General features: G+C 55.1%; 25 protein-coding genes. 1 reads left to right on the top strand and 24 read right to left on the bottom strand.

Annotated features, from left to right (window positions below; translation table 11 throughout):
* Positions 1-12: 12 nt before the first annotated feature.
* The 18 genes from infB to purE form a co-directional block, all read right to left on the bottom strand.
* Entirely contained in the window at positions 13-2,787 is a 2,775-nt protein-coding gene (infB, locus tag ESZ91_RS10160) for a translation initiation factor IF-2 (protein WP_129226910.1), read from the bottom strand.
* Positions 2,788-2,791: 4 nt separating this feature from the next.
* Complete coding sequence (locus ESZ91_RS10155) at positions 2,792-3,118, bottom strand: hypothetical protein (protein ID WP_129226908.1); 327 nt, start codon at positions 3,116-3,118, stop codon at positions 2,792-2,794.
* A complete protein-coding gene (rnpM, locus tag ESZ91_RS10150) occupies positions 3,105-3,377 on the bottom strand; it encodes an RNase P modulator RnpM (RefSeq protein WP_129226906.1) in 273 nt (90 codons plus the stop codon). Before rnpM ends, ESZ91_RS10155 begins: the two co-directional genes overlap by 14 nt.
* Positions 3,378-3,395: 18 nt before the next feature.
* Positions 3,396-4,535, bottom strand: a complete 1,140-nt coding sequence (gene nusA, locus ESZ91_RS10145; protein WP_129226904.1) for a transcription termination factor NusA — start codon at positions 4,533-4,535, stop codon at positions 3,396-3,398.
* 27 nt (positions 4,536-4,562) lie between these two features.
* Positions 4,563-5,036 (bottom strand): ribosome maturation factor RimP, encoded by a 474-nt coding sequence (locus ESZ91_RS10140; RefSeq protein WP_129226902.1) that lies wholly within the window; start codon positions 5,034-5,036, stop codon positions 4,563-4,565.
* 105 nt (positions 5,037-5,141) lie between these two features.
* Positions 5,142-6,665, bottom strand: coding sequence for an exonuclease domain-containing protein (locus ESZ91_RS10135; RefSeq protein WP_129226900.1), 1,524 nt, complete (start codon positions 6,663-6,665; stop codon positions 5,142-5,144).
* Positions 6,666-6,674: 9 nt separating this feature from the next.
* Entirely contained in the window at positions 6,675-7,715 is a 1,041-nt protein-coding gene (gene ispG, locus ESZ91_RS10130; protein ID WP_129226898.1) for a flavodoxin-dependent (E)-4-hydroxy-3-methylbut-2-enyl-diphosphate synthase, read from the bottom strand.
* A 37-nt stretch (positions 7,716-7,752) separates the two neighbouring features.
* Positions 7,753-8,241: a transcriptional regulator NrdR gene (nrdR, locus tag ESZ91_RS10125; RefSeq protein ID WP_129226896.1), complete on the bottom strand. Its 489-nt coding sequence runs from the start codon at positions 8,239-8,241 to the stop codon at positions 7,753-7,755.
* Positions 8,242-8,373: 132 nt separating this feature from the next.
* On the bottom strand, positions 8,374-10,215 hold the full coding sequence (locus tag ESZ91_RS10120; RefSeq protein ID WP_129226894.1) for a glycerophosphodiester phosphodiesterase: 1,842 nt from the start codon (positions 10,213-10,215) through the stop codon (positions 8,374-8,376).
* A gap of 119 nt (positions 10,216-10,334) precedes the next feature.
* Positions 10,335-14,033 (bottom strand): phosphoribosylformylglycinamidine synthase, encoded by a 3,699-nt coding sequence (locus ESZ91_RS10115; RefSeq protein WP_129226892.1) that lies wholly within the window; start codon positions 14,031-14,033, stop codon positions 10,335-10,337.
* 10 nt (positions 14,034-14,043) lie between these two features.
* Positions 14,044-15,330 carry a phosphoribosylamine--glycine ligase gene (gene purD, locus ESZ91_RS10110; protein WP_129226890.1) on the bottom strand — a complete coding sequence of 429 codons (1,287 nt, stop codon included), beginning with the start codon at positions 15,328-15,330 and terminating at the stop codon, positions 14,044-14,046.
* 18 nt (positions 15,331-15,348) lie between these two features.
* On the bottom strand, positions 15,349-16,533 hold the full coding sequence (locus ESZ91_RS10105) for a phosphoribosylaminoimidazolecarboxamide formyltransferase (RefSeq protein WP_129226888.1): 1,185 nt from the start codon (positions 16,531-16,533) through the stop codon (positions 15,349-15,351).
* A gap of 13 nt (positions 16,534-16,546) precedes the next feature.
* Positions 16,547-17,269, bottom strand: coding sequence for an IMP cyclohydrolase (locus ESZ91_RS10100; RefSeq protein WP_201270902.1), 723 nt, complete (start codon positions 17,267-17,269; stop codon positions 16,547-16,549).
* Positions 17,270-17,274: 5 nt separating this feature from the next.
* Complete coding sequence (gene purN / locus ESZ91_RS10095; RefSeq protein WP_129226886.1) at positions 17,275-17,892, bottom strand: phosphoribosylglycinamide formyltransferase; 618 nt, start codon at positions 17,890-17,892, stop codon at positions 17,275-17,277.
* Positions 17,889-18,914: a phosphoribosylformylglycinamidine cyclo-ligase gene (gene purM / locus ESZ91_RS10090; protein WP_129226884.1), complete on the bottom strand. Its 1,026-nt coding sequence runs from the start codon at positions 18,912-18,914 to the stop codon at positions 17,889-17,891. The genes purN and purM overlap by 4 nt, the downstream gene beginning before the upstream one ends.
* 17 nt (positions 18,915-18,931) lie before the next feature.
* Entirely contained in the window at positions 18,932-20,359 is a 1,428-nt protein-coding gene (gene purF / locus ESZ91_RS10085) for an amidophosphoribosyltransferase (RefSeq protein ID WP_129226882.1), read from the bottom strand.
* 18 nt (positions 20,360-20,377) lie between these two features.
* Positions 20,378-21,085 (bottom strand): phosphoribosylaminoimidazolesuccinocarboxamide synthase, encoded by a 708-nt coding sequence (gene purC / locus ESZ91_RS10080; RefSeq protein WP_129226880.1) that lies wholly within the window; start codon positions 21,083-21,085, stop codon positions 20,378-20,380.
* A gap of 30 nt (positions 21,086-21,115) precedes the next feature.
* Positions 21,116-21,613, bottom strand: coding sequence for a 5-(carboxyamino)imidazole ribonucleotide mutase (gene purE, locus ESZ91_RS10075; protein WP_129226878.1), 498 nt, complete (start codon positions 21,611-21,613; stop codon positions 21,116-21,118).
* A gap of 65 nt (positions 21,614-21,678) precedes the next feature.
* Between purE and ESZ91_RS10070 the strand changes: the two genes are divergently transcribed.
* Positions 21,679-21,972 (top strand): hypothetical protein, encoded by a 294-nt coding sequence (locus tag ESZ91_RS10070; RefSeq protein WP_129226876.1) that lies wholly within the window; start codon positions 21,679-21,681, stop codon positions 21,970-21,972.
* Between the two features lie 372 nt (positions 21,973-22,344).
* On the opposite strand, the gene mscL is transcribed toward ESZ91_RS10070, so the two are convergent.
* The 6 genes from mscL to ESZ91_RS10040 all read right to left on the bottom strand — a co-directional run bounded on the left by mscL (position 22,345) and on the right by ESZ91_RS10040 (position 26,958).
* Positions 22,345-22,911 (bottom strand): large conductance mechanosensitive channel protein MscL, encoded by a 567-nt coding sequence (gene mscL / locus ESZ91_RS10065; RefSeq protein WP_129226874.1) that lies wholly within the window; start codon positions 22,909-22,911, stop codon positions 22,345-22,347.
* Between the two features lie 18 nt (positions 22,912-22,929).
* Positions 22,930-23,748, bottom strand: coding sequence for an HAD-IIB family hydrolase (locus ESZ91_RS10060; RefSeq protein WP_129226872.1), 819 nt, complete (start codon positions 23,746-23,748; stop codon positions 22,930-22,932).
* 59 nt (positions 23,749-23,807) lie between these two features.
* Positions 23,808-24,434, bottom strand: a complete 627-nt coding sequence (locus ESZ91_RS10055; protein ID WP_129226870.1) for a putative ABC transporter permease — start codon at positions 24,432-24,434, stop codon at positions 23,808-23,810.
* Positions 24,435-24,501: 67 nt separating this feature from the next.
* Positions 24,502-25,185 (bottom strand): ABC transporter ATP-binding protein, encoded by a 684-nt coding sequence (locus ESZ91_RS10050; protein WP_129226868.1) that lies wholly within the window; start codon positions 25,183-25,185, stop codon positions 24,502-24,504.
* Positions 25,176-25,937 carry an ABC transporter permease gene (locus tag ESZ91_RS10045; RefSeq protein WP_129226866.1) on the bottom strand — a complete coding sequence of 254 codons (762 nt, stop codon included), beginning with the start codon at positions 25,935-25,937 and terminating at the stop codon, positions 25,176-25,178. The genes ESZ91_RS10050 and ESZ91_RS10045 overlap by 10 nt, the downstream gene beginning before the upstream one ends.
* Positions 25,938-25,956: 19 nt before the next feature.
* Positions 25,957-26,958 carry a substrate-binding domain-containing protein gene (locus ESZ91_RS10040; RefSeq protein ID WP_129226864.1) on the bottom strand — a complete coding sequence of 334 codons (1,002 nt, stop codon included), beginning with the start codon at positions 26,956-26,958 and terminating at the stop codon, positions 25,957-25,959.
* Positions 26,959-26,979: the final 21 nt, after the last annotated feature.

The raw sequence follows: 26,979 nt of genomic DNA, 5'->3' as shown, positions 1-26,979 counted from the left end.
CGCTCCTCTGAATTACGCCGGGATCTCCTCGGTGATATAACATTCGATCACGTCGCCGACGCGGATCTCGTTGAACCCTTCGATAGAAAGGCCGCATTCGAAACCGCCCGACACTTCTTTCACGTCGTCTTTAAAGCGTTTGAGTTGGTTGACGTTGCCCTCGACGATCATGATGTCGTCGCGGTAAATACGCAGTTTGCCGCTGCGCACCAACTTTCCTTCCGTCACGTAGCAGCCCGCCACCAGACCGACGCCCGTGATCTTAAAGGTCTCGCGCACTTCGCACTTGCCCGTCATGATCTCGCGGAACTTGGGCGAAAGCATGCCTTTGAGCGCCTTTTCGATATCGTCCAGAAGTTCGTAAATAATGCGGTACGAACGCACGTCCACGCCGCTTCTCTCGGCAAGCGCCTTCGCCTTGGTGTCGGGGCGCACGTTGAATCCCACGATGATGGCGTTGGAAGAATCGGCGAGCATGACGTCCGTTTCGTTGATGGCGCCCGCGCCCGAATGGAGCACGTTGACGCGCACTTCTTCGCCCGAAAGTTTCAAAAGCGATTGACGGACGGCCTCGACAGAGCCCTGCACGTCGCCCTTTACGATGATATTGAGCGCCTTGACTTTGCCTTCGGCGATCTTGCCGAACACGTCGTCGAGCGTCACGCGCGACTGCGATTTGATCATCGCGTCGCTTTCCTTTCTCTTTCTCTCGTCGAGCACCTGTTTCAAAAGTTTATCCTGCTCGACGGCGATGATGGTGTCGCCCGCGTTGGGAACGTCTTCCAATCCCAGAATGGAAACCGCCATCGAAGGGCCCGCGCTCTTGACCGTTCTGCCCTTGTCGTCTATCATCGCCCTGACACGGCCCGTGGTCGTTCCGGAAATGATGGAATCGCCCGTTTTCAGCGTGCCGTCCTGAATGAGCACGGAGGCGACGGGGCCTCTGCCCTTATCCAGTTTCGCCTCGATGATGATGCCGCGCGCGTTCTGGTCGGGATTGGCTTTGAGTTCGCGGATCTCCGCAACGAGATTGACGGTCTCCAAAAGGCTGTCGATGCCGTCGCCTGTCTTTGCGGATACGGGACACAGAATGGTATCGCCGCCCCACTCTTCGGGGACGAGCCCGTTCTGCGTGAGCCCCTGTTTGACGCGTTCGACGTTGGCGTCCTGTTTATCCATTTTATTGACCGCCACGATGATGGGTACTTCCGCCGCTTTCGCGTGGTTGATCGCCTCGATGGTCTGCGGCATGATGCCGTCGTCCGCGGCGACGACCAGAATGACGATATCCGTCGCCTGCGCGCCGCGCGCGCGCATTGCCGTGAACGCCTCGTGTCCGGGGGTATCGAGGAACGTGATGGACTTGCCCTTGACGTTGACCGTGTAGGCGCCGATATGCTGCGTGATGCCGCCCGCTTCGCCCGCCGTGACGTTGGCGCTGCGGATACGGTCCAGAAGCGAAGTTTTGCCGTGGTCTACGTGCCCCATCACCGTTACGACGGGCGGGCGCGTGACGTAATTGGTCACGACTTCCTGTTCGCTCTTATAAATATCGCTGAGAACTTCCTCCGCCGTCTTTTCGGGACGGTATTCCAACTCGATCCCGAGATCGGAGGCGATATAAGCGGCGGTGTCGTAATCGAGCGAATCGTTGATGGTCTTGGCGATGCCTTCGCGGAACAGGCGCTTGGTAATCTCCACCGCCGTAATCCCCAATTTTTCGCTGAGGACTTTCAGGGGAATATTCTCGCTCGTGACGACCGCATGATCGATCTTGATGGTCTGCACGGAAAGTTGTTTCTGCTTTTTCACGCGCATTTTTCTGTAACCGCTCTTGTTCTCGTCGAAATCGTCCACCGTGACCTGCTGTTTCACGAGCGCGCGGCGGGAGACCGTCTTTTTCTGCTCGGTATAGGTCTTTTCGAACGTCTTTTTCTTGGCGGGCGCATGCGTCTTGCTCGGTGCGGGCACGACGGGTGCGGGAGCCGCGGCGCCGCCGAAACGGGCGGGACGAGCGCCCATGCCGTTCTGCGGACGGGGTCCCGCGCCCTGCGGGCGGGGCGTATTATAGCGGCCTTGACCTGCCGCGCCCTGCGGACGGGGCGCATAGCCGCCGGGACGGTTGTCGGGACGATTATAGCCGCCCTGTCCCTGCGGACGAGCGCCGTATCCGCCCTGCGCGGAATTGTAGGCGGGACGGTTTTCGCGCGGAGCCGCCTCCGTGCGTTCTCTTCCCTGATAAGGGCCGCGGTTCCAACTGGGGAGTTCGCGCCCGTCTTTATTCGTATAGGTCGTGCTGCGCGCGGGCGTTTCCGTGCGCGGCTTGGCGGCAGGCGTTTCGCGCGGTTTTTCCTCACGTGCCTCCTCTTTGGGCGCGACGGGTTCGCTCTTTGCGGGGCTTACGGGTTCCGCTTCGGACGGTTCCTTTTTCTCGGGCTCGACAGCCTTGGGCGGTTCGGGGGCTTTGACTTCCGCCTTTATTTCGGCTTTCTTCTCGATCGCTTCTTCGGGAACCTTATTTTCGACTTTGTTTTCAACGCGGGTTTCGATCTTTTCTTCCGCGCGGGGCTTTTCCGCCGCCTCGGCAGCGGAAGAGCCTTCCGCCTCGGCAGACTGCGCCTGTTCGCGCCGCGCCGCTTCCGCTTCCAGCGAAGACAGGCGTCTCAAAATATCGCCGACCTTCTTTTCCGTAATCTGTACGTTTTTCATCAGCGAGCCTACCCCTTCGCCGCCCAAAAGCGCGTCGATATTTTCGATATTCGCGTAATTTTTCTTTGCTTCTGCCATCTTGCTAAATATTGCCTCCCGAATAGATTTTAAAATTTTCATCACCGCTTGTCAAAATCGCGTTTGCCAAGCCCGTATCTCTTACCGCCGCCAACTTCACGTTGGGTTTACCCGTTATTTCTTCCAACGTTCTGCCGCAGGCGATCAATAATTCACAGTTGAATCGGCGTTTGAGTTTCAGCGCTTCTCCGCGCGCGTTTTCGCTCGCGCTCGCGCATAATATCAGTAAAAAAACTCCCTTCTTTTGCAGGGCGACCGCGTTGAATCCGCAGGTGAGTTTGCCGCTCTTGATGCAAAAGCCGATGTAGGTTTCCGCTTTACTTCTTTGCAAAGAACTCCTCCTCGATGCGCTCGTACACCGAATCGGGTATTTCGCAGGAAAAAGTTTTATTGAGAAGGCGGGCTTTTTTCAGTTTTTTCACGCAGTCGGGGCGGTCGCACAAGTATGCGCCCCTTCCCGCGGCTTTGCCCGTAAAATCGATGAATACCTCGCCTTCTTTATTCTTGACGACGCGCAGCATCTCTTTTTTTGCCTTCATCTCGTGGCAGGCGATACACATACGCATGGGAATCTTTTTTACTTTCGGCATAGAACATCCCTTTGAAATTTACTCTTGTTCGTTCTCTTCGCTCTCTTGCGTTTCGGGTTCCGCGTCCCCGTCAAACTCTTCTTCCTCTTCTTCGTTCTCGCGGAAGATATCCATTTTCGCGGCGGCAGATTCGCTCTTTACGTCGATCTTCCAGCCCGTGAGCCGCGCCGCGAGGCGGGCGTTCTGCCCGTCGCGCCCGATGGCGAGGGAAAGTTTATCGTCGGGCACCACGGCGATGGCGGATTTTTCGTCCACCTGCGTGACCGAAACGACTTTGGCGGGCGAAAGCGCCTTGGCGATGAATTCCAGTGGATTTTCGCTCCACAGGATGATGTCCACCTTTTCGCCGCCCAGTTCCTCGACGACCGCGTTCACGCGCGCGCCCTTGTTGCCCACGCATGCGCCGACCGCGTCTACCTGCGCGTCCTCGCTGAAAATCGCCATTTTGGTGCGCTGTCCCGCTTCGCGCGAGATGGATTTGATGACGACCGCGCCCGATTTGATCTCGGGAACTTCTATCTCGAACAGGCGCTTGACCAAACCCGCCGCCGCGCGCGATACGAGGACCTGCGCGTTGCGCCCGTTGTTTTTGATATTTTTCACATATACTTTCAGGCGGTCGTTGACTTCGTATTTTTCGCCGGGCACCTGATCCTGCGGAAGCATCAGCCCCTCGATCTGTCCTTTGCCCAGTTCCACATATACGTTCTTCGCGTCGATCTTGCGCACGACGCAACTCATCAACTCGTCTTTTTTGTCGGAGAACTCGCTCAAAGTGTTGTCGCGTTCGGTTTCGTGCAGTTTTTGCAGAATGACCTGTTTCGCGGTCTGCGCCGCGATCCTGCCGAAATCTTTCGGAACGAACTCTTCATACACTTCGTCGCCCAGTTTATAACTCTTTTTGATCAACTGCGCCTCGGCGAGAGAAATTTCTTTTTCCTTATCCTCCACTTCGGCAACGGCTGTTTTGACGGTATAAAATTTGATGGTGCTCTTTTCGGGATTGAGTTTTACTTCCACGATGCTCGCGCCGCTCTCGTATTGTTTTTTATATGCGGAGGCGAGCGCGTTCTGCAACGCTTCGATAAACACGCTTTCGCTTATCCCCTTTTCCGCTTCCAGGTCCGCCAAAGCCAAAAAGAAATCCTTGTTAACCATTGTGTTCTCCTCGATTTATTTTCAATGTTATTCGAAATCGATAGCCTGAGAAATTTTCGCTATCTGATTTAAGTTGAGTTTGAAACTATCCTTTTCGCACGAGACGCGGATATTCCCCGCCACGGGATCGAACTCTTCAAGCACCGCCTCAAAAAACTTTTGCCCTTTGATGGGCGCGTACAGGCGAATCTCCACTTTTTTTCCGATGTTTTTATAGAAATCCTTGTCGTTTCTGAAAGGTCTGTCCAATCCCGGACTGCTCACGTTAAGCGTATAGGGCCGGCCGAACGTGGGGTCTAACTCGTCGAGCGGGCCGTCGATGGCGTTGTGGACGGCTTCACAAAGATCGAGATCCACGCCGCCCTCCTTATCGGAATCGATAAAGACGGTGAGCGAAGGATTTTTGCCCTGTTTGAACACGACCTCGTAAATTTCCGCGCCGCAACTTGCTGCGATCGGCTGCAAAAACGCCGCGATCTCCTCGGCGGTTTTCATTTTCATAGGATCTCCTTCGGGAAAAATATCCCTACATAAAAAGATTTGAGAGCGGTTTCCCACTCTCAATCCTCAGCATACCATATTCAGTATGATAATTATACCACCTTTTCAATGATTTGGCAAGCATTTTTTCGCTTTAATCAACTCTATAAATATTTTTGCGGTGGCGAGCGCGTCGTCGAATGCGCGGTGATGATTGAACTTGATGCCGTAATAATCCGCAACGGTGTTGAGTTTGTAGTTGGACAGAAACAGCATGCTCTGCGCCAGCGTCACCGTGTCGTAAGTTTTCTGTTCGAACATATAATCGTCCTGCGCGCCGTAATAGGAAATAAACTTAAAATCGAATTGTACGTTGTGCCCCACGAGATCGCATCCCTCGCAGAATTTGAAAAAGTCGGGAATGACTTCGCCGATCTTGGGCGCGTCCCTGACCATATCGTCGGTAATGCCCGTGATCTTGATATTCTCCTCTTCCAGTTTGCGCTCGGGATTGACGAGGGTTGTGAACTTTTCGGATATTTCGCCGTGCACGATCTTGACCGCGCCGATCTCCGTGATCGCGTCCATGCGACCGCTTACGGGAGAATTGTTGAGCCCCGTCGTTTCCAGGTCGAACACCACGAAATCGCGGCTCGTAAGACATGCGGGCAAAGACGCGTTCTCGAACAGGTTGATCTGGTTGTAGTCGGTGATCTTTTCGGGAACGATCAGCTGATACCGCGCGGGCGCGGGCTTGCTCGGCCGCTTTTCGGGCACGAAATGATCGGGCATCCTGCCGTAATTGATATAGCGCGCCGTAAAGCGAAGGCGGCCGTTGAACAGTTCGTTCGCGCCCGTGCAGACGATAAAATCGCCCTGTTTGAGTTGTTTGATCTTTTCTTCCGTCTTCTTTTTGGGGAAATAAGATAAAAACAGTTTGTCGGTCGTGTCGGTGAGGGTGATGGAATAATACGGCTTGCCTTTCTGCGAAATTTTTTCCTGTATGTACACGATCTCCCCGCACACCGTAAGGTTATCCGCCGCCATGGAACAGTCCTTCATATAGGTAGCCGTTTGAGGAACTTCGGCAAAATCGATCGCCTCGAAATCGACGATCGGGAAGGTGCGCGTCGCCAGAAAGCGGACGGGTTCGTCCTCCTCTTCGATCTCGGTATCCTCGACGGGCTTTTCTTTCAGTTCCAGTTCGCCGCGAAACTGCGCGCAGAAATTTTTTTCGAGCATTGCCGCCACGTTTTCCAGAATGTTGCGGGTCTCGAAAAAAGTCTTTTCCGCTTCGTCCACGCCGAATACGAACACGGTGGGCTCGCCAGTGCGCACGGAAATATCCTCGCCCTTGATGAACGCCGCCGCTGCAAGGTGGGTGGCTTTGAGATATTCCAAGATCCTCTGACGCACGAGTTGTTCGTCGCACACGAGTTTTCTGATCTCGAATCCCGCTTTCAGCGACGGGGGCACGGCCTTTTGCACCAGATCCCGTATAAATTCTTCGTCCTGCGGCGTGAAGGGTTGATCGGTGATCAAAATAAAATCCGCGCGCCGCGCGCGGCGGTCCAGAACGATCTTGTTTACGACCGCCTTTTTAAAATTTTCGCGCGAACGCAGCGCGCTTAAAAATTCTCTTTCGTCCATATGCCGACCTCATTCTTCTTTGAGTAATTTCTCCACTTCCCCCAAAAACACGCGTTCCGCGTCCGCCGCGGCGATTTTTTGCGTGACGGCGCCGCCGCGAAAGAGCGCGCAGTATTCCTTGCCCCCCGCGATGCCGAGATCCGCGTCTTTCGCCTCGCCCGGCCCGTTTACCACGCATCCCATCACGGCGATCTTCAGATTTTTTTTGCTGGCAAAGGTAAGTTCTTCGACTTTTTGGGCGAGTTTCATGCTGTCCCACTCGCAGCGCCCGCAGGTGGGACAGGACACGACGTCCACACCGCCCGCCAGATTGCACGCCCGTAAGATACGCTTTGCCGCGTAGATCTCTTCGACGGGATCCTCGGTCAAAGAAACGCGGATCGTGTCCCCGATCCCGTCTAAAAGCAGCGCGCCGATCCCGATCGCGCTCTTGACGACGCCGCTCTCGTGCGTGCCCGCCTCCGTCACGCCCACGTGCAGCGGATAATCGGTAAGCGACGCGAGCAACCTGTACGCCTCTACGGTGAGGGGCACGGACGACGCCTTGACGGAAATGACGATATCGTCCACGCCGAATTTTTCAAACGCGGCGACATTCCCGAGCGCGCTTTCGACGAGCGCTTTCGCGCTCTTTCCGTATTTTTGATAATGTTCCTTTTCAAGGCTTCCCGTATTGGCGCCTACGCGCACGGGAACGTGATGGGCGCGCAGACAATCCGCGACCGATCTCAACTGATTTTCGCCGCCGATATTGCCGGGATTGACGCGGACTTTGTCCGCGCCGTTCTCTACGGCGAGCACCGCGAGTTTTGCCGAAAAGTGGATGTCCGCCACGAGCGGCAGCGATATTTTATCGCGGATCGTCCGAATGGCGCGCGCGTCCGCTTCGTCGCGCACGGCGACGCGCACGATCTCGCAGCCCGCCGCGGCGAGTCTTCCGATCTGCGCGGCGGTCTTTTCCGCGTCGCACGTCGGCGTGGTAGTCATAGACTGGATCTTTATTGTTCCGTCGCCTAAGACGGCGGAACCGACGTTCACAATTTTTTTCATCGCATTTTATATAAAAAAAAGCCCGTCAGGGCCTTTTTTACTCCTCGTCTTTACGGTCGGTCTTTTTGATCTTGCCTTCCTGCATCAGCGTTTCAAGTTCGCTCATAAAAGAAGAGATATCCGTAAACGAGCGGTACACGGACGCGTAGCGCACGTAGGCGACCTCGTCGATCTGCCGCAGTCCTTCCATCACCATTTCGCCGATCTGTTTGGAAGTGATCTCCTGTTCGAGAGAATTATAGATCTGCTTTTTGATATCCTCTACCAGTTTTTCGATCTTGTACATGGAAACGGGGCGCTTTTCGCACGCTTTGATGATACCGTTTTTGATCTTGTTGGGATCGAACGCCTGGCGGTTGCCCCCGTTTTTTACGACGAGCACGGGCGTCGTTTCTATGGTTTCATACGTCGTAAAGCGCTTGCCGCACTGCATGCATTCGCGCCTTCTGCGGATCGTTCTGCCCTCGTCGGTCGAGCGGCTGTCGATCACTTTGCTTTCGGTATAGCCGCAATACATACATTTCATGCCGTCATCCCCTCCCTACAATTAGTAGTATGTATTTATTTTACCACAAGATAGCGATTTTGTAAAGTTTATTTTTACAAAAATAATCCCCTTTGCAGTATTTCCGTTGCAAAGGGGGCAATTTCAGTGGGATCATGTTCTTTTACTGCGGATCAGTACCGCCGCAAGGACGATCAGAGCCGCACCGCCCGCGGCCGCTCCCGCCGCAAGATGCGATCCGCACCCGTTTTTCGAGGGCTCGGGTTCGGGTTTCGGCCCGGGGGTCGGTTCAGGCTCCTGCGCGCCTTGGATCCGCACGCGCACTGGTTCGCTGTACACGACGAAATTGTTCGCCTTGTGTTTGAGGATCACCGTCGCCTCGTTTCCCGAAACCTCATAGCGGAAAACTTCACATTGTTTTTCTTCCAGCGTGCGGTCGCAGAATTCCACGTCCGCGGGAAATGACGCGCCTTCGAGCGCCGCCGCGCTTGCGACGGTGTAACCCTCGCGCGGCAAAATCCGTTTCTGATAGCCGCCGACTGCCGCAGGCACGTTGTTGGTGATGCCCGTCACGCCCATCTGCACGGCGTTTAAAACGCTGTTCGCGTCGTACGTCCAGGAAAAGTTGACGAATCCGCGGTTTTTTAAATTTCTTTCCCAGAAATACGTCGGATCGCATTGCGCGTCTACGGCGGTGTTGTTGACGCAGAGCGCGCGCAACTGCGGCCCCGCCGCATCCTGCGAAATTTTATTGAGATAGGCGGTGGGAATGCCCGCGTCCGTTTCCTTCATGAGCCCCAGCATATCCATGCCGAAAGCGATCGCCACGACTTTTCCGTACATGCCGTATTCCTTCACTTTGTCGGAAAAGAGTTGCACGATATTTTGATCCGTCGTCTTGATCTCGCACACGATGAGGCAGTCGTCGATCTTTTTGAAATATTCGAAAAACTCGTCGAGCGTGGGAATATCGTACGCCATGCCCGTTTCCGCGCCGTTGTAGTCTTTGGTCACTTTATATTGACGCAACTGTTCCAGCGTCATATGTTCCGCGATCCCCTGTCCGTCGGTCGTGCGCTCGAGCGTGGAATCGTGCAGTATGAAAATTTCGCCGTCTTTGGAAACCTTCATATCGATCTCCACGGCGTCCGCGCCCGCCTCATAGGCGGCGATGCAGCCCTCCAAAGTGTTTTCGGGATAACCGTAAGGCATGCCGCGGTGCGCGATATTGAGATAGGCGCGCGGAATGGAGTTGATATTGTAATTGTCGTAATAATGATACAGAGTTTCCGGCTCGCCGTCCGAAAGTATGCCGTAGGCGCCGCTGGAAACGCAGCGGTAAAAATTGAACTCCTCCGCCGAATCGGCGGCGAGCCACACGGCTTTGAAACGCGCCTGGAAAAACGCCACCGTTTCCGCAGTCGCCGCGCCCTGCGATAAGAGCACCGCGTTGCAGTAATTCTCGTTTGCCTCTTTGACCAAGGCGGCGGCATCCAGATCCTGCGCCGTCTTTGCGGAATAATCGGCAATGCCCCGTATATCTTTTTCTTTGGTTTTCAGATATTTCACGACGGCGGGATCGGACGACATCGCTGCGAGGTCGAACTCGTCCGTTTCGATCAGCCACGCGGACAGCGCGTCCGCCTGCACGCGGTTTTTCAGCCGCACGACGGTCAGAATCCCTTCCGAAGAGAGCGTTTCGAATACGGTCGAAAAATCCCCGATCTCTTTCCCGCCGGCGTCCAGTACGTTGAGTTCGTCGTCCACCGTTACGACGGCGTTCGAGGGGCGCATTTTCGGGTCGAGTTCGGCATAACTTTCCGCCTGCCCTTCGGTTCGCAATTCTGCGATAATTGACGGCGCCATGCTCAATTTGGATAGATATGTATTCGTTTCCACGAATCCCGCATACGCCGCGGCCTCGACGGGCGCATTGCCGACGAAAATCGCGGCAAACAGAACGAGCGTTGCAGCCAGCGCGCATATTTTTTTCATCGAGTCCCCCCCTTTTTGCTTTTATTTTAAACGGGGAACCGCGAATTGTACATGACAGCAAGCAACTATTTGTTTATCATATTTTAACAAAAAGAGCGGCAGTAACGCCGCTCTTTTTACTATTTGAAATATTTGACGCCGCTTTCGAACAGTTTCATGTCGAAGTTGCCGCCGCAGTTTTTATAGAGGTTTTCGCCCGTGCGCTCGGTGTGTCCCATTTTGCCGAACACCCTGCCGTCGGGCGAGGTGATGCCCTCGATCGCCCATGCCGAGCCGTTGCAGTTATAGGGATATTCCATGGTGGGCGCGCCGTTCAAGTCGCAGTACTGCGTGGCGATCTGCCCGTTTTCGCGCATGCGTTCCAGTTCCTTGAGAGGCGCGACGATGCGGCCCTCGCCGTGGGATACGGGAACGGTGAACACGTCGCCCACCTTGCACGCGGACAGCCACGGCGATTTATCGGACGCCACACGGATATCGACCAGCGTGGAAACGTGGCGGGAAATGGTGTTGTAGGTCAAAGTCGGACTGCCGCTCGTCAGGGGACGGATCTCGCCGTAAGGCACAAGCCCCAATTTAATGAGCGCCTGGAACCCGTTGCAGATGCCTAAGATCAGTCCGTCGCGCTCGGAGAGCAATTTTTGTATCTGTTCGGCGATGAACGGATTGCGGAACGTGGTCGCGATGAATTTGCCGCTGCCGTCGGGCTCGTCGCCGCCCGAAAAGCCGCCGGGGAAGGCGACGATATTGCTGCGGGAAATGGCTTTCGCGATCGCCTGCACGCTCTCCTCGATATCCGCGCTCGTGCGGTTTTTGACGACGAAAATTTCGCTTTCCGCGCCCGCAAGATCGAATTTACGCGCGGTGTCTAACTCGCAGTTGGTGCCGGGGAACACGGGGATAAAGACGCGGGGTTTTGCGGTTTTCGTCGCAATATTCGTATAGCGTTTGCCCTTGCAGTCGAAATCGCAGTCGCGCGCCCTGCCCTCCGCCTTGGCGGTGTTGGGGAATACGCCTTCCAGCGTGCCGCAAAAAGCCGCGCGCGCCTCTTCCGAAGTCACTTTTTCCTTATCGTAAACGAAGTCGCGCTCCGACGTTTCGCCGAGGTAGATCTTCGTGCCGCGGAACGCTTCGGGATCTTCCAGAGCCACGATCATCTCGCCGTAATGTTCGCTCAAAATACAGTCGCAGTCGCCTTCGAAAACGAATCCGAATCCGTTGCCGAGGCAGGATTTTACGATCGCCGACGCGATGCCGCCGTTTTCCGCGACCGTGGCGAATTGGATATTGCCGCTGCGGATATTGGCTGTGACTTCTTTATAAGTTGCGGCGAGTTCGGCAAAGTCGGGAATTTTGGAAAAATCCTTGTGCATGGGGATCCAGTACAGTTTCATTCCCGCCTTTCCGATCACGTTGGTAATGAGCCCGCTCGCCTTGGCGGGCGCGAGCGCGAAGGAAATGAGCGTGGGCGGAACGTCGATATTTTCGAAGGTGCCGCTCATGCTGTCCTTGCCGCCGATGGCGCCCAAGCCCAACTGTATCTGCGCGTACAGCGCGCCCAACAGCGCGCTCAAAGGCACGCCCCAGCGCTTGGGATCGCGGTTGAGCCGCATGAAAAATTCCTGGAACGTGAGGCGGATCTCGTCGTAATCGCAGCCGCTCGCGATGAGTTTCGCCACCGAAGTCACGATGCTGTAGATCGCGCCCGTAAAGGGCGAAGTGCTCATCAGTTCGGGCGAGTAGCCGTACGCCGCCACGGTGGCAACGTCCGTTTCGCCGCCGCAGATCTTCGCCGCCATGGAAATGGCGGGCGTCAGCTGATATCTGCCACCGTAAGGCATATAGACCGTGCGCGCGCCGATGGTCGAATCGAACATTTCCGAAAGCCCCTTCTTGGAGCATACGTTCAGATCGGCAAGCGTCTTTAACACGCCCTCGCGGAAATCTTTTTGACGGATATCGAAATAATGCGTCGCGTTGTCGTCGATCTCGGCGGATATGATTTGCTTTACGCCGTTGGTATCGAGAAAATCGCGGGAAATGTCCACGATGGCGCGGCCCTTGAACAGCATTTTCATGCGCCTGTCGTCCGTGACGACGGCGACGGGTGTGGCTGTCAGATTTTCTTTCGCCGCGAGGCGGATAAACTCTTCTTTGTCCTTTTCGGCGATGACCACCGCCATGCGCTCCTGCGATTCGGAGATGGCGAGTTCCGTGCCCGACAGCCCTTCGTATTTCAAGGGCACTTTGTCGAGGTCGATCACGAGCCCGTCGGCAAGTTCGCCGATGGCGACGGAAACGCCGCCCGCGCCGAAATCGTTGCACTTTTTGATCTTGCGCGTGACTTCGGGATCTAAAAACAGGCGCTGCAATTTGCGTTCGGTGAGAGGGTTGCCCTTCTGCACTTCCGCGCCGCACTGCTCTACCGAACGCGCGTCGTGCGCTTTGGAAGAGCCCGTCGCGCCGCCGCAGCCGTCGCGTCCCGTTTCGCCGCCCAATAAAACGACGATATCGCCCGTTGCGGGTTTTTCGCGGTAGACCATATCGCGCCGCGCGCCGCCCACGACAAAGCCCGTTTCCAGACGTTTCGCCTTATAGCCGCTGTGATAGACTTCGTCCACGATGCCCGTGGCAAGCCCGATCTGGTTGCCGTAGGAGGAAAAACCGCCCGCCGCCGTGCGGGTGATGACGCGCTGGGGAAGTTTGCCTTTGAGCGTCTTGTCGATGCTCTCGGTGGGATCCGCGGCGCCCGTCACGCGCATCGCCTGATACACGTACGTGCGCCCCGATAAGGGGTCGCGGATGGCGCCGCCGAGACAGGTCGCCGCGCCGCCGAACGGCTCTATTTCCGTAGGGTGGTTATGCGTTTCGTTCTTGAACATGACGAGATATTTTTCGGTTTTGCCGTCGATCTCCGCATCGATGCAGATCGAGCAGGCGTTGATCTCGTCGGAAACATCCAGATTATCGAGCCGTCCCTCTTTTTTCAGTTTTTTCACCGCGATGGTGGCGATGTCCATCAGGCACGGGTATTTATCTTCGCGTTTCGCGTTGAATTCTTCGAACAGATCGCGGTACAAATCGTAGGCTTTACGGATATGCGGATTGTCCGAATGAATATCCACGCGCTCGATCTCCGTCGCGAAAGTCGTGTGGCGGCAATGGTCCGACCAGTACGTATCGATGACCTTGACTTCCGTTTCGGTGGGATTGCGGCCTTCCTTTTTGAAATAATCGCGCACGAAAACAAGATCTTCCACACTCATGGCGAAACCGCATTTTGTGTGATAGTTCGCGATCTCGTTCACGCTCATGTCGATAAAGCCCGCGATCTCCTTGACGTCCTGCGTCTGCATTTTGGCGCGGCGCAGCGTTTCGGGCTTGTCGAGGGAAACTTCTTCGCTCTCCACGGGGTTGATGAGATGTTTTTTGATACGCGCAAGTTCCGCGTCGGTCACGCCCTTGACGGCGTACACGCGCGCGCAGCGCACCAACGGGCGCGCCTTGCGCGTTAAAAGTTGCACGCACTGGGCGGCGCTGTCCGCCCTCTGGTCATACTGCCCGTTCAGATAACTGACGGCGAACACTTTGTAATCCTCGCCGCAATCCATATTTTCAAGATATACGTTATCGACGGGCGGCTCGGAAAATACGTTGACGATCGCCTCTTTCAGTTCCTCTTGCGAGAGTCCCTCCACGTCGTAACGGAGGATCTCGCGGAAATCCTCCACCGCGATGCCGAGCTGCGCGTCCAGGTCTGCGCGCGTCTTTTTCGCTTGCAGATTTTCTTTTTTCTCCACAAAAATTCTGTATATCATCTTTCTTCGTTTACCCTTTTTTGTTGTATTTCACGCCGATATCCCTGCGGTAGTGCATGCCCTCGAAGGAAATCTTTTCCACGTTGCGGTATGCCTTTTCGCGCGCCTCTTCCACAGTGTTTCCTTTGGCGCACACGCCCAGAACGCGGCCGCCGTTGGTTTTTAAAACGCCGTTTTCGCGTTTCGTGCCCGCATGGGCGAGCAGAATTCCTTCGTCTAGCGCGCCGATCTCGATTTGTTTGCCCTTTTCGTATTTTTCGGGATAGCCGCCGCTCGCGAGCACCACGCACACGCAAGCGCCCTCTTCCCATTCTATTTTCAGTTCGGACAGCCGCTCGTCGGTCACCGCCTCGAAAATATCGAGAAGGTCGGTCTTTAACATGGGCAGAACCACCTGCGTTTCGGGATCGCCGAAACGGGCGTTGTATTCGACCACTTTATAGCCTTCGTCCGTTCGCATCAGACCGAAGTAGAGAACGCCTTTGAACGGCCGCCCCTCCGCGTTCATCGCGCGCATCGTGGGGAGAAGGATGTTTTCCATGACTTCTTTTTCCGCCGCCGCGTCGTAAAAGGGACAGGGCGTGAACGTGCCCATGCCGCCCGTGTTCAGCCCCTTGTCGCCGTCGTAGGCGCGCTTGTGGTCGCAACTGGCGACCATGGGAACGATGGCCTTGCCGTCGGTAAAGGTGAGCACGGAGACCTCTTCGCCCGGCTCGAATTCTTTGCCGCGCAAAAATTCTTCGATCACGATCGTATTGCCCGCGGCGCCGAACGCCTTGTCGAGCATGATCTGTTTCAAGCCTTCCTCCGCTTCATGCAGGTTTTCGCAGATGAGCACGCCCTTTCCGAGCGCCAGCCCGTCCGCTTTCAAAACGACGGGGAATTTGCCCGCGCGCACGTAGGCGAGCGCCGCGTTGTAATCTTCGAAAGTTTCGTAAGCCGCGGTGGGAATGCCGTATTTTTTCATGAGCGCCTTGGCAAACGCCTTGCTCGATTCGATTTCGGCAGCGCGCTTGTTCGGCCCGAACACTCTGTGTCCGCGGCTTTCCAACTCGTCCGCAAGCCCCAGAGCGAGCGGATCGTCGGGCGCAATGACGGTATAGCCGATCTCGGGATGCGCATCCACCCAATCGCCCACGGCTTTCACGTCGCAATAATCGACGTCCACCAAGGTTGCGATCTCCGCGATGCCCGCATTGCCCTTCATGCAGTATAATTTTTCGACGCGCGGACTTTTTTTGAGAGCCTGCGCGATCGCATGCTCTCTTCCGCCATTTCCGATGATCAAAACGTTCATAGACACTCCTTATAGAGATCAGTGATGGAACAGGCGCATTTTGGTGAACGCCATCACCATGCCGTACTTGTCGCACGCGTCGATGACGAGATCGTCGCGCACCGAACCGCCCGGCTGAGCGATGTAGGAAACGCCGCTCTTTCTCGCGCGCTCGATGTTGTCCGAGAAGGGAAAGAACGCGTCGCTGCCCAAAGAAACGCCGCTGATCGTGGAAAGATAGGCTTTCTTTTCTTCCGCGGTGAAGGGTTCGGGGCGCACTTTGAAAAACTTTTGCCAGACGCCGTCGCCGAGCACGTCTTCCGCTTCGTCGGAGAGATAGATATCGATAATATTGTTTTTATCGGGCCGCCCCACGCCGTCCGCGAATTGCAGGGAAAGCACTTTTTCGTGCTGGCGCAAATGCCACAGATCGGCTTTGCTGCCCGCAAGGCGGGTGCAATGAATGCGCGACTGCTGTCCCGCGCCCACGCCGATCGCCTGCCCGTCCGCCGCAAAACACACGGAATTGGACTGCGTATATTTGAGGGTGATGAGGGCGATGATCAGATCGACCGCCTTTTCTTCGGGAAGGTCTTTATTCTTCGTCACGATATCGGAAAGGAGCGATTTGTCGATTTTAAACTCGTTTCGCCCCTGTTCGAACGTCACGCCGAATACCTGTTTGCGCTCGACGGGATCGGGCCTGTAATCTTTGTCGATTTTCACGATATTGTAGGAGCCTTTGCGCTTGGCTTTTAAAATTTCCAGCGCTTTGGGGGAATAGGAAGGCGCGATGACTCCGTCGGAAACTTCGCGGGCGATGATCTTCGCGGTCACTTCGTCGCACTCGTCGGAGAGCGCCACCCAGTCGCCGAAGGAGGACATGCGGTCGGTGCCGCGGGCACGGGCGTAAGCGCACGCCAGAGGCGAATCGTCCAGCCCTTCGACATCGTCTACAAAGCAGGACTTTTTCAGCGGTTCGGACAATTTTTTTCCGATCGCCGCGCTGGTGGGGCTCACGTGTTTGAAAGAAGTCGCCGCGCATTGCCCGACGTTTTCTTCGATTTCTTTCACCAACTGCCAACTGTTGAACGCGTCCAGAAAATTGATGTAGCCGGGCCGCCCGTTCAGGATCTCGATGGGAAGATCGCTCCCGTCCGCCATAAAGATTTTCGCAGGTTTCTGATTGGGATTGCACCCGTATTTAAGTTCGAATTCTTTCATCGCCCTTTTCTCCTTACTTGTTTTTATTGATCATCTTCGCCTGCGTCTTGCCGCTTGCAAGGTCGGTATAGCGCACGTACAGCGAAATTTTGTTCTGTTCGTTCAGATTGTTCCAAAGATCCGAGAAAAACTCCTCGATATCGTCGGGGATCTTCACGCGCTCGGGCTCGCCCGTAAAGGTGGGAATCGGATTGCCGTCGCAGTTGTAGGTGTGGATAAAATGTCCCACGCCCGCGAGCGGACTGTAAGAAAAGGTATAGCGGTTGCAGGCGCTTCCCTTCTCGTCCGCGCTCTTTAAAATGCTCATTTTATAGGTAAAGCCCTTGTCCTTGAAATCGAGGACGCCGCTGATACGCGGGGTGAAATTGGGCGCGTCGGGTTCGAAGCAGCGCGTTTCCAGCGCCTCTTCAAACGTTTTTCCCTTCATCAGAAAATCGTACACCGTATCCGTCTGGTCGCCGTTGGTCACGATGACGCTGTTTCCCGCGCGGCGCACGGGCGAATAAATGATGAGCGAAGGATCCTCCACTTTGCTCTCGTCAAAGGGATAAATGGTGACTTCTTCCCCCCTGTCCTTGAAAATGCGGTTGCGGCTGTTTTCGCTGCGCCCCATGATGAAATAGGCAAACACCGCGTTTTTGCCGTTTTCGCTCTCGCCGATCACGACGCCCCTGCCCACATAACTGTTGTCCTTGATCAAATCTCCGATATTGCCGATCTTATATACGCTCTCCACTTTCTTTACCTCCGTATGATGACCTTTCGTCCCTCTTTTCGTACTTTTCCCGTCGTTAAGAGCCGCACCGCCTCGGGAAGGGCGCGGTGCTCTTCCTCCAAAACGCGCGCCTGCAACATTTCGGGCGTGTCGTCTTCCAGAACGGGCACACAGCGCTGCAATATAATGGCGCCGCTGTCGTAATGTTCGTCCACGAAATGCACGGTGCACCCAGAAATTTTAACGCCGTATTCGAGCGCCGCACGGTGCACGTTCAGCCCGTAATACCCTTTGCCGCAAAAGGAAGGGATAAGCGAGGGATGAATGTTAATAATTCTGTCGGGAAACGCCTTTACGAAATTTTCCGCGATCATGTTGAGATAGCCCGCCAGCACCACAAAGTCGATATTCCGCGCGTTGAGTTCGCGGATGATATCTTCGAACATTTCCTCGTTGGAGGGGAAATCCTTTTTGCTGCGGACGATCGCCTCGATATTGTGCGCTTTGGCGCGTTCTAAGGCGTAGATGCCCTCCTTCGACGCCACGAGAAGGGAAATTGCGCAGAAAGGCTCGCGCTCGTTTTCGTCGATGACCGACTGAAAATCGCTGCCCGAACCGCTCGCGAACACCGCTATTTTTTTCACAGCAGCGTAACTCCTTTTCCCGCGACCGTCTTGCCGAGCACGAACGCCTTTTCGCCGCTCGCGCTTAAAAGTTTGACGGTTTCCTGCGCATCCTTTTGCGCGACGCAGACGACCATGCCGACGCCCATATTGAAGGTATTGTAGATCTGCGCGTCGGTGATGCCCGCGCGCTCCTGCATGACGCGGAATACGGGAGGGACTTCGTAAGAATTTTTATCGATCTCGCAGCCGATGCCTTCGGGGAAAATGCGGGGAATATTTTCGAAAAATCCGCCGCCCGTGACGTGCGCGATCCCCTTGACGCGTACTTTGGAAATGAGATCCAAAATGCTTTTCACGTAAATTTTCGTAGGCGTCAAAAGTACGTTGAGGGGCGTGTCGCCGAGGCGCTCGTCGTACTTTGTCAACTCCTCTTTGTTTTCGTCGCCGAACAGTTTGCGCACCAGCGAATAACCGTTGGAGTGCACGCCGCTGGACGCGATACCGATGAGCGCGTCGCCCGGCTCGATGCTCTGCCCGTTGATGACTTTCTTTTTATCGACGATGCCCACGGCAAAGCCCGCGATATCGTACTCGCCGTCGGGATAAAATCCGGGCATTTCCGCCGTTTCTCCGCCGATGAGCGCGCAGCCGGATTGGCGGCAACCTTCCGCAATGCCCGAAACCACGGTCGCCACCGTTTCGGGCGAAAGTTTGCCCGTGGCGAAATAATCGAGGAAGAAAAGCGGCTTCGCGCCCTGGCAGACGATGTCGTTCACGCACATCGCCACCGCGTCGATGCCGATAGTATCGTGTTTATCCGCGAGGAAGGCGTACTTGAGTTTTGTACCCACGCCGTCCGTGCCCGCCACGAGCACGGGCTCTTCCATCTTCTCGCCCGTAATCGAATAAAATCCGCCGAACGAACCGATATCGCCCAATACGTTCGCATCGTAGGTGGATTTTACGTGTTTTTTCATCAGTTCGACCGCCTTGTAGCCTCTCTCGACGTCTACGCCGCTGTCTTTATAGGAAATTGCCATGTCGTTTTCTCCTTCGCTTATTCGAATTTATGTTTATCCGCCTCGTAATCGTCCATCGGATAAGGATAGTTTTTATCGAAACAGCCCGTGCAGAACTGTACGTTCGCGCTCTTTACCGTTTCTTTGAGTTGTTCCACCGTCAGATACCGCAGCGAATCCGCGCCGATATACGCCGCGATCTCCTCGACGCTCTTATTCGCGCCGATCAGTTGCGAATAGGACTGCATATCGATGCCCAGATAGCACGGGTGCTTGATGACGGGCGAACAGATCATCATATGTACTTCTTTCGCGCCCGCGTCGCGCAGCATCTTCACGATCTTCTTGCTGGTCGTGCCGCGCACGATGGAATCGTCGATGAGGATCAATCGCTTGCCCTGTACGTTGGCGCGCAGCGCGTTCATCTTGACGCTGACGCTGTTTTCGCGCATCGACTGGTCGGGCTGAATGAACGTCCTGCCCACGTAGCGGTTTTTGGCGAGCGTTTCCACATAGGGAATGCCCGTCGCTTCTGAATAGCCCCTCGCGGCGACCACCGCCGAATCGGGTACGCCGCTGACGATATCCGCGTCCACGGGGTTATATTTGGCGAGCAGCCGCCCTGCCTCTTTTCTCGATTCGTACACGCTGCAACCGTCCAGAACGCTGTCGGGGCGCGCGAAATACACGTATTCGAAGATACAGGAGGCGCACTTTCTGCCCGCGCCTTCCAGAAAATACGAATGCTCGCCCGAGGAATCGATGACCAGAACTTCGCCCGGCCTGACGTCGCGCACATAATTGGCGCCCACGGCGTCGAGCGCGCACGTTTCGCTCGCGATGACGACGTCGTCGAGATTCTTGCCCATCACGAGCGGGCGGATCCCGTAAGGATCGCGCACGGCGATCAGTTTGTCCGCCGTCATGACGACGAGCGCAAAGGATCCCTTGAAACGGTTGCAGGCGGCGAGCACGCCCTTGACGATATCGCCGTAACTGTTCTTGTTGATGAGCAGCGCCATGACCTCGGAGTCGATGGTCGTCTGAAACACGGCGTTGTCGTTGATGAGTTCTTCCCGAAGTTGTTTGGTGTTGGTTAAGTTTCCGTTGTGCGCGAGCGCCATTTTGCCGCACTTGCCCGTGAATACGATGGGCTGCGCGTTCAGTAAAAGGCTCGCGCCCGTGGTGGAATAGCGCACGTGCCCGATGGCGATATCGCCTTCGGGCAGCGTGTCCAGGTTGCCGTTTGCAAAGATCTCGGGAATCAACCCCATGCCCTTGTAGTATTGGATCTTATTGGCATAGGCGACGGCGATGCCGCCGCTCTCCTGCCCCCGATGCTGCAAAGCATACAGCCCGTAGTAAACGGTATGCGCGACGTCGCGCGTCTCCGCACTGTACACGCCGAACACGCCGCACTCTTCGTTCATACTGTCGAACGGATTTTTCCCGTCCCTCAAATACATCCGCCGATCCTCCGCGAATTACTTGCCCGTAAGGCGGGCGAACACTTCTTTGTAAGCGTCTTCCACGCCGCCCATATCCCTTCTGAAACGGTCTTTATCGAGTTTTTCACCCGTGGTCATATCCCAGAAACGGCAGGTGTCGGGCGAGATCTCGTCCGCAAGAATGATCTGCCCGTGGAAACGGCCGAATTCCAGCTTGAAATCGATCAGATCGATATTGAGCGTCTTGAAAAACTCCTTCATGACCTCGTTGACCTTGAACGCCATGTTTTTGATGGTCTCGATCTCTTCGGGTGTGGCGAGTTCCATGGCGAGCGCGTGATAGTCGTTGATCAAAGGATCGCCCAGATCGTCGTTCTTATAACTGAATTCCAGAACGGTGACGGGGAGTTTTTTGCCCTCGGGCACGCCGAGGCGTTTGGAGAAACTGCCCGCGGCGGTATTGCGGATGATGACTTCCAAAGGCACGATCTCCACCTTTTTGACGGCGGTCTCGCGGTCGGAAAGTTCCTCTACGAGATGGGTGGGGATCCCCTTGCTCTCCATGATCTTGAACATCATGTTGCTCATCTTGTTATTGATGACGCCCTTACCCGCGATGGTCCCTTTTTTGAGGCCGTTGAAAGCGGTCGCGTCGTCCTTGTAGTCGACGATGACCACGTCGGCATTGTCGGTTGCATAGACCTTTTTGGCCTTTCCTTCATAGAGTTGCGCGCGTTTTTCCATTTTATGTATCCTCCGAAAATTGATAACGATTTAAAGATTTTTCAGTTCTTCCTGCAAAGCCTTGTCGTCCGCGTTGATCTTATTCGCCATGGACGCCTTGAATTCTTTGAGTTTTCTGGCGATGTCGGGATATTTGACGCCGAGGATCTCGAGCGCCAGAAGCCCCGCGTTTTCGCCGCCGTTCACGCCTACCGTAGCCACGGGAATGCCCGAGGGCATCTGCACGATGGACAAAAGGCTGTCCAACCCGCCCATCATATCCGTCTTGACGGGAAGCCCGATGACGGGGAGCGTGGTGTAAGCCGCGATGACGCCGCCCAGATGCGCCGCTTTTCCCGCCGCGCAGACGATAACTTCCACGCCGTTTTTCTCGGCGTTTTCGGCAAACGCGTGCGCTTCGTCGGGCGTGCGGTGCGCGGAAATGACGCGCACTTCCGTTTCCACCCCGAATTTTTTCAAGGCTTCCGCCGCGGGTCTGACCACGGGGAAATCCGATTTGCTGCCCATCAATATCGCAACTTTTGCCATACTACTGTCCTCCAAGTATGAAATAATCGATTTTTGCACATACTCCCCTAAAAAGGAGAATGGTTATGCTCTACATTTTGTTTGCCGTGTATCTTGCCGCGATCAACTTTTTTGCCCTTCTGTTCGTGCGAAAGCAAAAAAAAGCGGCGGAAGGCGCGTTGGACAAGCCCAAATACCGCGACGGAAAACTGCTGCTCGCCGCTCTCTTAGGCGGCGCGCTCGGCGCGTTTCTGACAATGCTGTTTTCCAAATTCCGGACCGACAACATTCTTCTGATGATCCTTTTGCCTCTGTTCATCGTATTGAACGTTTACGCGGTGGTCAGCATATTCCGCAGCGGGATCTTCGTGTTCACCTGAGGGAAAAATCAAAAAACAGGCTCGCAAACGCGGCACATTCTGCCCTGCGCTTGGAACCTGTTTTTTTCATCTGAAAATTCTGTTTGCATTTCGGGCACAAGAGTGCACTATTCCCGTTTCGGCGCTATAAGGGTACATTTTGCCTTTGCACTTTCCGAACGGAACGCACAGGGCAAACGGGAAATTACGATACCCGACGGAAATAATCTGCGAATACATATTTCTTTACCTCATAGCATTTGTAAACGATATATAAATTATATCATAAACTTTTCTTTTGAAAAACTGTTTAACGCCCCTATTTTGAATTTTTTCGGTGATAAATTTTAACAATCGGGCCGCCAAACACTTGACTTTATCAAAGGCGGGAAATTATTTATTTTCCGTTTGGTTTTTTTCCGCTTTCAAAAGGTCGCGGATCTCGGCGAGCAGCGCCACCGCGTCGGGGGAAAGTTTCTCTTCGACGGGCGCGGGCGCAGGCGCGGGTTCGGGAACGGACTCCGCAGCGGGTGCCGCTTCCGCTGCGACAGCGGTGTCTTCCTCCTCTTTGACGAGTTTTTCTTTGAGAAGTTCGGTGCCCTCTTTGAGTTTCTTCTGCGCGTTGCGCACGATGCGGATGGCAGTAAAGATGACGAACGCGTCGATGAGGAAAGTCAAGATCGCCATGATCAGATTGCCGTAGTTGAGCGTGATCGCCTCTTTGACGATTTCGCCCGCCTCGTTCATGACCGCGGCGCGCAGCACGACGACAAGTTCGCTCATATCGCCGTTGACGAGCAGCGCGATCAGCGGCTTGATCACATCGTTCACGACGCTGTTGACGATCGCCGTAAACGCGGCGCCGACGACGACCGCGACCGCTAAGTCGACGATGTTTCCGCGCGAGATGAACGCTTTGAAGTCTTTCCAGAAAGTGCTCTTTTTCTTTTCTTTTTTCATAAGGCATACCTCACAATTTTATTTTTCGTACGTTGATAAAAATTTTGCCACCGCGTCCTCCTCGGAAAACCCGATGACGCCGCTCGCCATCGCTTTGAGCCTATCGTCGGCGTTCTGCACGGCGTAACTCTCGTCCGCCGCCTCGAAAAGCGAAAAGTCGTTGACGCCGTCGCCGAACACGACGAGCCGCTCCGCGCCCGCGATCTCTTTGAGCGCGCGCGCCGCGTTGCCCTTAGACGTAGCGGCGGGCATGATCTCGCACCACCAGTCGGTGCGGTAGGTTTCCTGCTCGAAGATCGTCTTCAAATCCAGACTTGTCTGCACCGACTGCTGTAAGCCGTCGAGCCGCGCCTTTTCGTCGATACAGGTAAAATAGAAAATATCGCCCTCATAGAGCGCGCTTTCGCTGTCCACGGGATGCAGCCGCGCGTCGCCGCGGCGGCGCGCGAGATAGCGCAGCATTCCCTCCGTTTCGCGTCCCCTCTCCCATGAGACCAGTTCGCGCCCCTTCTGAAAAGAGTAGACGAGCGGGGAAAGGCCGTACTTTTGAAGGAGCGAGCGTATGTATTCCCGCTGACCCGCGTTGAAGGGGTTATTGTAAAGCATACTGCCGCCCGACGGCTCCATGATGACGGCGCCGTTGTACAGAATGACGGGCAGATTCTGCCGAAGCCCCCACACGGCTTTCGCCGCGGAATTCAAAGAGCGGGCGGTGGCGTAGGTGAACGGCATACCGCCGTCGATCATCGCGTTCAGTTTTTCAAGACTGTACGGCGAAATATTTTCCGCGCTCGTAAGCAGCGTTCCGTCCAGATCCGAAACGAACAGAGTTTTCAAAAGCCGCCCTCCCTTTTCCCGATCGCACCTATTATAGCACCTTTCAAGCCGTTAGACAATCAAAAAAGCATAAAACGATAGCCGTGAATCGCCAAATATATATAATTGAAGGCATAATCCGCCAATAATGCAACGATAATGACGGCGACGACGGCAGTGATCGCGCGCGAAGGCATGAGCGCGGCGAAACGCAGCATGGGCACGAACCCGAACCGCATGAACACGGTGGACAGCGCGCCCCATATCAGCGAAAAGCCGAGGCTGACGTAACCCGAAAGATTGAACGCATAGCGCTCGTAATACCACAGGCGCACGGAAAAGGCGGAATCGAAAAAGAGCGCGGTGACGTATTCGAGGGCAGCCGCCAGAAACGCGGTGACGAAAAAATAATAGGCGTAGCGCAGAAAGGCTGCCGCCCCGTTGCCCTGAAAGACGCGCAGTTTGAAAAAGCGCGGTTCTTGCGGCAAGCCGAACGCGTAATAATAAAACAGCGCGGCCGTGCCGTAAATGGTGCAGAACGGCAGTGTGAGAAAGCCCCTGTCCTGCCAGCCCGAAAAGGGATAGCAGGCGAGCATTTCCGTACACCAGCCCAAAAAAGAGACGAGCGCAAATACAAAGACCATGTTTTTGACGTCGCGTGCGACCAGATCGCGCCGCACGCGCGCGGGAGCGTTATGTGTTTCCATACCCGCAGTATTGACGAAACGGCAAAATTCTATGCGCGCAAAGAAAAAAGAGCGGGAAGTCCCGCTCTCAGCCTTGCAGCATCGCCTGCAAAATATTTTGTTTGAACGGCGAAGGTTCGCCGTACGGACGCGGTATCTTTTCGCCGCAGGTAAAATCCGCCGCCGCTTTGCCCGCGCGTATGAGAACGGCGCGGTGCGCGAGCGTATACGCTTCCTCCACGTCGTGCGTGACAAAGACGACCGTTCGCCTGTCGCGTTCCCACAATTTGCAGAAAACTTCCGTCAGACGGATCTTCAGCGCCGTATCGAGAGAGGAAAACGGTTCGTCCATCAAGAGAAGTTCCGACGGATAGGCAAAAGCCCGCGCGATGGAAACGCGCTGCGCCTGCCCGCCCGAAAGATCGGAAGGATATACGTCCGCCTTGTCCGAAAGTTCCACAAGGGCGAGCATCTCTTCGGTCTTTTGCGAACGCTTTCCCAAAACGTAATCGATATTCTGCCGCACGGTGAGGTTGGGCAAAAGCCGCTCTTCCTGAAAAATATACGACACGCGCCCGGGCACGCCCCTGATTTCGCCCGTATATGGCAAAAGCCCCGCCAGCATATTCAAAAGCGTCGTTTTGCCGCAGCCCGACGCGCCCAGAAGACAGGTGATCTCTCCCGCGCGGATGGTGAGATCGAAATTTTCGTACACGGCCGTTTCGCCGTAATTTTTGCTTACGCCGCAAAGGACGATATCTTTCATTTCCATCGGACGATTGCCCTCCCGATCAGACGTATGATCCACTCGCAGAGTACGGAAAGCACGATCGCCGCTACGGTGACGGCAAACAGTTTTTCCATTTCGAGATTGATCTTGGCGTTCTGCATCAGCCCGCCCAGACTGAACCGCGTGCTCGCGAGCGCCTCCGCCGCGATAATGAGTTTGATATTGAGAGAAAACCCGCCCGCCGCGCCTTCAAAGAGCGCGGGCGCCACGTTCGGCACGTACAGTTTCAACAGCATATCCCGCTTTTTTACCCCGTACACTTTGCTCATCTCGTGCAGTTTCGGATCGACGGACAAAATGGCGGAAAGAAACGCGGAATACAGCGTGGGACAGATGACGATGACCGCGATGACCACGGGCGCGAGCGTACGCGAAAACCAGATGACAAGGATAAAGATGATCGCCATCGTGGGTACCGCGCGCACGATCGCCATCAGCGGGCGGACGAGCCTGTCCGCCGCTTCGGAAAACCGCGAAAGGAGCGCGAACGCGAGCCCCAGCGCAAAGGAAATGAGAAAACTGTAAAAGGAACGCCACAAAGAATTTGCGAGAGCGCGCCAGAAAACCGAAGTCTGCACGTAAGCGAACAACTCGTGAAAAGCCTGCGCGGGCGTGGGAAGGATCAGCGTGACGCCCTTCGCGTACGCCGCGGCCGCCCAAACGCCGAAAATCAAAAGCACGACGGCGAGCGGATAACAGATATTTCCGATGATTTTTTTGACTTTCGGTTTCATAAGTTTTTACCTCGGACGATTATGCGGAATAGGTATAGAAAAATCCGTCGTCCAGATCCTGTTTATTGAGTATTTTCACGTAATCTTTGACCGACTGTTTGATATCGGAGGATTTTTGAAAACCGAGATGACAGTTGGCGACGGTCTCCGCAGTAATGGGCGCGGTGATCAAAGACGATGTATAATCGCCGTCTTTCAGCGCCTGTTTGAATCTCGCGATATTGTCGGCGTTTTCCAGCCACGCGGCATTGCCGGCAAGACTGTTCGCGAATGCTTCGGCAACGTCGGCGTGATTTTCCGCAAATTCGCTTTTCACCACCAGAGAAGCCTGCGGATAGCCCTCTTCACCCGTCAGTTTTTTCCATTCTTCCTGGAAATCGACGATAAAATCGCTGCCTTCCACTTTGGCTTTGCACGCCGTCACCTGCGGTTCGCCCAGAACGCCGTAACATTCTTTGTTATTCTTTTTGGCATCCGCCATAAACGCGATGATTTCCGAGCCTTCCGTCGCCTGCTGTAAATTGATCTTTTCGGGATCCACGTCCGACGTGTTGCCCATTTCGGCGTATTCAAGCCCCTCGGTCTGATCGATGATGTAGCGGAACATATCCACGGTGGTGCCCGTGGTATAATAGACCACTTTGCCGACCAACCCGTGAAGATCTTCGGCGCGGTTTTCGCCATATCCCACAACGTAGAGGTTGCCGAACACATTGGTGCTCATCAGTTGGATCTTGACGTTCTTTTTTCCATACAGCGTGGCGGCGGCGGTCGTGGGCATGATCGCGAGATCCGCTTCGCCGTTGGCTACGACGCCCGCGATTTCGGTAGCGGGTACGGGCTCGAATTTAAACGTAACGTTCGTTTCGCTTACTCCCTCGGTGATCGCCTGCGCGAGCGCCAGCCCGGGCGTGCCGTCGGGGAAATAGACCATTACTTTTTCGCGTCCGCAGGCGACGAGCGCGAACGCGCCGCTTACGAGCAGCAGAACGGACAAAAGAAAAGTCAATAATTTTTTCATGGATATACTCCTTAAAATGAA

The organism is Candidatus Borkfalkia ceftriaxoniphila, from assembly GCF_004134775.1.
In the GTDB taxonomy this organism is placed as follows: Bacteria; Bacillota; Clostridia; order Christensenellales; family Borkfalkiaceae; genus Borkfalkia; species Borkfalkia ceftriaxoniphila.
Note: the sequence above shows the minus strand (reverse complement) of the source record. Positions and strands in the feature narration are given on the sequence as shown.

What these genes read in the sequence shown, in the direction of transcription:
- nrdR (WP_129226896.1), bottom strand. Translation starts at nt 8,241, where the DNA reads ATGAAATGTATGTATTGCGGCTATACCGAAAGCAAAGTGATCGACAGC.
- ESZ91_RS10105 (WP_129226888.1), bottom strand. Translation starts at nt 16,533, where the DNA reads ATGAAAGAATTCGAACTTAAATACGGGTGCAATCCCAATCAGAAACCT.
- ESZ91_RS10055 (WP_129226870.1), bottom strand. Translation starts at nt 24,434, where the DNA reads ATGGAAACACATAACGCTCCCGCGCGCGTGCGGCGCGATCTGGTCGCA.
- ESZ91_RS10040 (WP_129226864.1), bottom strand. Translation starts at nt 26,958, where the DNA reads ATGAAAAAATTATTGACTTTTCTTTTGTCCGTTCTGCTGCTCGTAAGC.
- ESZ91_RS10045 (WP_129226866.1), bottom strand. Translation starts at nt 25,937, where the DNA reads ATGAAACCGAAAGTCAAAAAAATCATCGGAAATATCTGTTATCCGCTC.
- purF (WP_129226882.1), bottom strand. Translation starts at nt 20,359, where the DNA reads ATGTATTTGAGGGACGGGAAAAATCCGTTCGACAGTATGAACGAAGAG.
- rnpM (WP_129226906.1), bottom strand. Translation starts at nt 3,377, where the DNA reads ATGCCGAAAGTAAAAAAGATTCCCATGCGTATGTGTATCGCCTGCCAC.
- ESZ91_RS10050 (WP_129226868.1), bottom strand. Translation starts at nt 25,185, where the DNA reads ATGGAAATGAAAGATATCGTCCTTTGCGGCGTAAGCAAAAATTACGGC.
- nusA (WP_129226904.1), bottom strand. Translation starts at nt 4,535, where the DNA reads ATGGTTAACAAGGATTTCTTTTTGGCTTTGGCGGACCTGGAAGCGGAA.
- ispG (WP_129226898.1), bottom strand. Translation starts at nt 7,715, where the DNA reads ATGAAAAAAATTGTGAACGTCGGTTCCGCCGTCTTAGGCGACGGAACA.
- infB (WP_129226910.1), bottom strand. Translation starts at nt 2,787, where the DNA reads ATGGCAGAAGCAAAGAAAAATTACGCGAATATCGAAAATATCGACGCG.
- mscL (WP_129226874.1), bottom strand. Translation starts at nt 22,911, where the DNA reads ATGAAAAAAGAAAAGAAAAAGAGCACTTTCTGGAAAGACTTCAAAGCG.
- ESZ91_RS10070 (WP_129226876.1), top strand. Translation starts at nt 21,679, where the DNA reads ATGCTCTACATTTTGTTTGCCGTGTATCTTGCCGCGATCAACTTTTTT.
- purD (WP_129226890.1), bottom strand. Translation starts at nt 15,330, where the DNA reads ATGAACGTTTTGATCATCGGAAATGGCGGAAGAGAGCATGCGATCGCG.
- ESZ91_RS10135 (WP_129226900.1), bottom strand. Translation starts at nt 6,665, where the DNA reads ATGGACGAAAGAGAATTTTTAAGCGCGCTGCGTTCGCGCGAAAATTTT.
- purC (WP_129226880.1), bottom strand. Translation starts at nt 21,085, where the DNA reads ATGGAAAAACGCGCGCAACTCTATGAAGGAAAGGCCAAAAAGGTCTAT.
- purE (WP_129226878.1), bottom strand. Translation starts at nt 21,613, where the DNA reads ATGGCAAAAGTTGCGATATTGATGGGCAGCAAATCGGATTTCCCCGTG.
- purM (WP_129226884.1), bottom strand. Translation starts at nt 18,914, where the DNA reads ATGGCAATTTCCTATAAAGACAGCGGCGTAGACGTCGAGAGAGGCTAC.
- ESZ91_RS10140 (WP_129226902.1), bottom strand. Translation starts at nt 5,036, where the DNA reads ATGAAAATGAAAACCGCCGAGGAGATCGCGGCGTTTTTGCAGCCGATC.
- ESZ91_RS10120 (WP_129226894.1), bottom strand. Translation starts at nt 10,215, where the DNA reads ATGAAAAAAATATGCGCGCTGGCTGCAACGCTCGTTCTGTTTGCCGCG.
- ESZ91_RS10115 (WP_129226892.1), bottom strand. Translation starts at nt 14,033, where the DNA reads ATGATATACAGAATTTTTGTGGAGAAAAAAGAAAATCTGCAAGCGAAA.